Here is a 4,365-nt window from a genome sequence, read left to right on the forward strand (position 1 = left end):
CTTATTATTGACTAGAGTCATGCTCCAGCAGGATCTGCTCACTCTGGACTTAACCCCGGCGACGGTGGTGAGCTGCTATTTGCTGCCCCGCTCCCACCTGCTGATCCGAGACAAGCTGCGCTCCCAGCTTCGGCCCGGCGCTCGTCTGGTCACCCACTCCTTCGACATGGGAGATTGGCTCCCCACCGCCACCACCACTGTATCGGATGTTATCAACACCTACACCATCTATCTCTGGCGGATCTAACCCTGGGGATCCCAGGCTGTCGCTTCCCCAAAAGCAGCAGAAGGCTGGTGCAGCACAATCCGGTTGCCATCGGGATCCCGAAAATCCACCTCCTGTCCATGAAAGGCTTGCCGCAGGGGGGAAATGGAGATCTGATAAGCTTCCGCCAACCCCTCCAGTGTTGTCAGGGATCCCTGTAAATCCTGCACCTGCAGGCAGAGGCTCACCGCTGCGGCTTGGACACCACCATCGAGATGACGGCTGCGATAGAGGCCCAGCCGCAACCCTGGCAGACGAAACTCTACGTACACCGGATCCCCCTCTGTCGGGAGCTGGACTTGGGGAGAGATCCCCAAGAGATCCCGATAGAAGCGTTGTAGACGAGGCAAGTCCAGGGTAGCCACGCTAACCAAGGCACCAGAGAGCTGCATCGCAACCGCCAAAAGACCGGGTTGGTCTATCTTAGCTAAACTGCCGAGAAGCCCCGCGCTGTACCCGCAGGGTGAGCGTCGGGAGGATGTCACTCAGCTCCAACACCACGCGAGTCTGGGTGGCGATGTCGGATCCACCGTCTTGCCCTCCGGATCCAGGGCCAATGTGCCCGAGATGTAGAGGGTATTTTGCCCACCTTCACGCCGGGAGAATAGGGGGCGATGGCCGGATAGCCGGCTGGAGCAATGGCAACCTTAGGCACGAGGGATCCCGAATCACAACAGGATTGCACCTTAGCGGCGAATTCGATCTTCCACAGCTGGCTGGGATACAGCCATAGCCGGTTTCTCTGGAGCAGATTCCCACTCTTCGGGGGAGATTCTCTTGCAGAACTAGACTATAGTAGGTACCAAAGCTTGCTGCTTCTTCCCAAATCAAGACTGGAGCGACTTACCGTGGGGTTATTCAGCCGATTTTCCCGTGATATGGGCATTGATTTGGGCACTGCCAACACGCTGGTCTACGTGGCCGGGCGAGGCATTGTCCTGCAAGAGCCCTCTGTGGTCGCCATCGACCAAAACACCAAGCAACCCCTGGCTGTGGGGGAAGATGCCAAAAAAATGTTGGGCCGTACCCCCGGCAACATTGTAGCGGTGCGTCCTCTGCGAGATGGGGTGATTGCCGATTTCGACACGGCGGAGATGATGCTAAAACACTTCATCCACCGCGTACACGAGGGCCGGTACCTGATTGCTCCCCGCATTGTGATTGGGATCCCCAGCGGTGTGACTGGGGTGGAGCGACGGGCGGTGATGGAAGCCGCTCTCCAAGCTGGGTCGCGGGAGGTGTATTTGGTGGATGAGCCGGTGGCAGCAGCAATCGGGGCCGGGCTGCCGGTGCAAGAGCCCACTGGGAACATGATCATCGACATTGGCGGCGGCACCACTGAGGTAGCCGTCCTCAGTTTGCAGGGGATCGTGCTGAGCGAGTCCGTGCGGGTAGCGGGAGATGAGCTGAGCGAGGCCATCGTCCAGTACATGAAAAAAGTCCACAACCTCACCATCGGGGAGCGCACCGCTGAAGAGATCAAGATTCGGATTGGCTCCGCCTACCCAATTCAAGAGGAACTGACCATGGAAGTGCGCGGGTTACACCTGCTCTCGGGTTTACCCCGTACCGTCACGGTGAAGAGCACCGAAATTCGCGAGAGCATGGCCGAGCCCCTCTCGGTGATTGTGGAAGCCATTAAGCGCACCCTGGAGCGCACTCCACCGGAATTGGCTGCCGACATCATCGACCGAGGCATCATGCTGGCCGGGGGAGGAGCCTTGCTCAAGGGTCTAGATGCCCTGATCAGCCATGAAACCGGGATCTTGGTTCACATTGCCCCGGATCCCCTCAGTTGCGTGGTGCTGGGTACAGGGCGAGTTCTGGAGGATTTCAAAACCCTAGGTCGAGTGTTGAGCGGCAGCTTCAAGGGCTAGAAGAGTTTCTTCCCATCCCTGATCTAAGGTGTGAGTCGAGTGGGTTGGAGAGGTATTGCTTGAATTGGCTACGCCAATGGTGGAGGCGCCATAGCCTGGGGTTGCTCCTGTCTGCTTTGGCGATGGGGGCAGCGCTGGGCTTGCGCCAAACCCAGGGATCCCTGTTGGTGGAATTGTACAGTTGGATCACCGCCCCGGCCCGTCCACCTGTGGATCCCGCCGCGGTGCTTAGCCAGGCCGCTAACCGTGAGCTGCAAGCCCTGGTAGCCGAGTTGCAGTACCAAAACCGCGAGCTGAAGCGGCTGCTGCAATTTACCGAGCAAATGCCCCAAGCGGGGATCCCAGCAGCCGTGGTGGGTCGCAGCGCCGATCACTGGTGGCAACAGCTCACCCTCAGCCGCGGCAGCCGGCATGGAGTCAGGGTGGGAGATGTAGTCATGGCGCCGGGAGGGTTGATCGGGCGAGTCGAGTCGGTCACGCCCAACACCAGCCGAGTGCTCCTGATCAGCGATCCCACCAGCCGTGTCGGGGTAATGCTGAGTCGCAGCCGACACATGGGCATCCTGAGGGGTACGGGCACCCAGAGTGCCATTTTGGATTTTTTCGACAAGGCCCCCAAAGTAGAGGTGGGGGATGTGGTGGTGACCTCGGGCCTGAGCAGCTTTTACCCAGCCGGGGTTGTGGTGGGAACGGTTCGAGCGGTCAACTTGGATGCCAGCCCTGCCCCTCAAGCCACTGTCGAACTGTCGGCGCCGCTGGGTCTCTTGGAATGGGCCTTGATCTACCGCTATGCTCAACCCTCTGATTCCTAAGCTTAAGTCTCACCTCAACTGGGTGGTGACTGCCCTATCGGGATTGCTGGCAGCAGTGGCCCCTTGGTGGCGCGGGCCGGGCTTGGAGCTGGCAGGCTTAACCCCAGATTGGCCCTTGATCTGGGTGGTGTGCTGGAGTGTGCGGCGTAAAGCTTGGCAGGGAGCTGTTGCCGGGGTCACCCTGGGTTTTCTGCAAGATGCGCTGACCAGCCCTTGTCCTACCCATGCGCTGGGGCTGGCCGTAGTCGGGATCCTCACCGCCAAGTTGCAAAAACAACGCTACATGCAAGAAGACTTTATCTCGGTGGCCTTGATCGTTTTTGGTATGGTGGTGATCGCCGAAACCTTGATGGCACTGCAATGGATGTGGCTCGTGGCCTCGCAGGGATCCGATGACCTGGATCCAGCAGGAACGCAAACCTTGCTGGATGGATTGGAGAACTCCCTTCGGTTTTTCGGCAACATTGGTGGCGATGGCCCCCGTTCTCTGGAGAGCATCTGGTGGAACCATCAACGCAATGCCCTCACGTCTGCTATTTTAAGTAGCCTCTGGGCACCCGCTTTGTATTGGCCCCTCAGCCGTTGGTGGCAGTCTCAAGAGCGGGATCCCAGAGAGATTTAGCCTTTGGTTTTGTGGCAAATCATCCTACCTTTCGGTTAAAACTTAGGCCAAAGCAGAGTATGTCCCTTGGCATTTTTGGCAAGAGAGAACTCTCGAGGCGGCGGGAGCCGGTTTGCCGACTGTCTCTGACCTCCCACATGTTGGCGCTGTGCTGAGAGGCCCCAGACAAAGTCAGAAAAAGCGACAATCCGGAAAATTCTTCGTTGGGGAGCAATTTTGGCCTAAAATGAACCCTAGAACTGAGATATAAGCCCCATCTTTTTCAGACAGCTTTGGGCTAATGTCGCGCATCTCAATCAAAAAGTCAAAAGCATAGGAAGCGCAGGCGACGTCAAGGCTGACCTTGTGGCAACTGCACTTAGAATTTGACTTAGAGCAATCATTGGGAGGGATCCATGCCGCATACAATTGTCACCGATATCTGTGAAGGTGTGGCCGACTGTGTAGAGGCTTGCCCTGTTGCCTGCATCCACCCCGGCGATACCAAAAATGCCAAAGGCACCGACTACTTTTGGATTGAGTTTTCCACCTGCATTGACTGTGGCATCTGTTTACAGGTTTGCCCCGTAGAGGGCGCTATTCTGCCGGAGGAAAAGCCGCATCTGCAGCGAGTGCCCCGCTAATTCCAGGGAAGCATCCCTGGCCACACGCCGGGATTCAACGAGAATTACAATCATTTCAATTCCAACCAGGACGCTGCACCCACACCTAGAACATTAGTCGCGTCTTCGCGTCGTCGTGTCAGCGTTGCGGAGCAATAGCGTTGCGGTTCCCGTCAGGGTGCCGTAG

General features: G+C 57.8%; 5 protein-coding genes and 1 pseudogene. 5 read left to right on the forward strand and 1 reads right to left on the reverse strand.

All coding sequences use genetic code 11. The annotated features are described in order from the left end of the window. A pseudogene (locus NW815_RS02645) lies at nucleotides 1-247 on the forward strand (SAM-dependent methyltransferase); the annotation flags it as partial. Here the strand turns inward: NW815_RS02645 and NW815_RS02650 are convergent. Continuing rightward, a complete protein-coding gene (locus NW815_RS02650; RefSeq protein WP_414387912.1) occupies nucleotides 244-657 on the reverse strand; it encodes a VOC family protein in 414 nt (137 codons plus the stop codon). The pseudogene NW815_RS02645 and the gene NW815_RS02650 sit on opposite strands and share 4 nt — an antisense overlap. 456 nt (nucleotides 658-1,113) lie before the next feature. Here NW815_RS02650 and NW815_RS02655 point away from each other — a divergent pair, with 456 nt between their 5' ends. From NW815_RS02655 to NW815_RS02670, 4 genes are all read left to right on the forward strand, one after another. Next, nucleotides 1,114-2,142 carry a rod shape-determining protein gene (locus NW815_RS02655; protein ID WP_414331964.1) on the forward strand — a complete coding sequence of 343 codons (1,029 nt, stop codon included), beginning with the start codon at nucleotides 1,114-1,116 and terminating at the stop codon, nucleotides 2,140-2,142. Nucleotides 2,143-2,201: 59 nt separating this feature from the next. Beyond that, entirely contained in the window at nucleotides 2,202-2,954 is a 753-nt protein-coding gene (mreC, locus tag NW815_RS02660) for a rod shape-determining protein MreC (protein ID WP_414387913.1), read from the forward strand. Beyond that, nucleotides 2,932-3,576, forward strand: a complete 645-nt coding sequence (gene mreD / locus NW815_RS02665) for a rod shape-determining protein MreD (RefSeq protein ID WP_414387914.1) — start codon at nucleotides 2,932-2,934, stop codon at nucleotides 3,574-3,576. The genes mreC and mreD overlap by 23 nt, the downstream gene beginning before the upstream one ends. Nucleotides 3,577-3,971: 395 nt before the next feature. After that, nucleotides 3,972-4,199, forward strand: a complete 228-nt coding sequence (locus tag NW815_RS02670; RefSeq protein WP_011434056.1) for an indolepyruvate ferredoxin oxidoreductase subunit alpha — start codon at nucleotides 3,972-3,974, stop codon at nucleotides 4,197-4,199. The last annotated feature ends 166 nt before the right edge of the window (nucleotides 4,200-4,365 follow it).

This window comes from Synechococcus sp. R6-7 (genome assembly GCF_047461695.1).
In the GTDB taxonomy this organism is placed as follows: Bacteria; Cyanobacteriota; Cyanobacteriia; order Thermostichales; family Thermostichaceae; genus Thermostichus.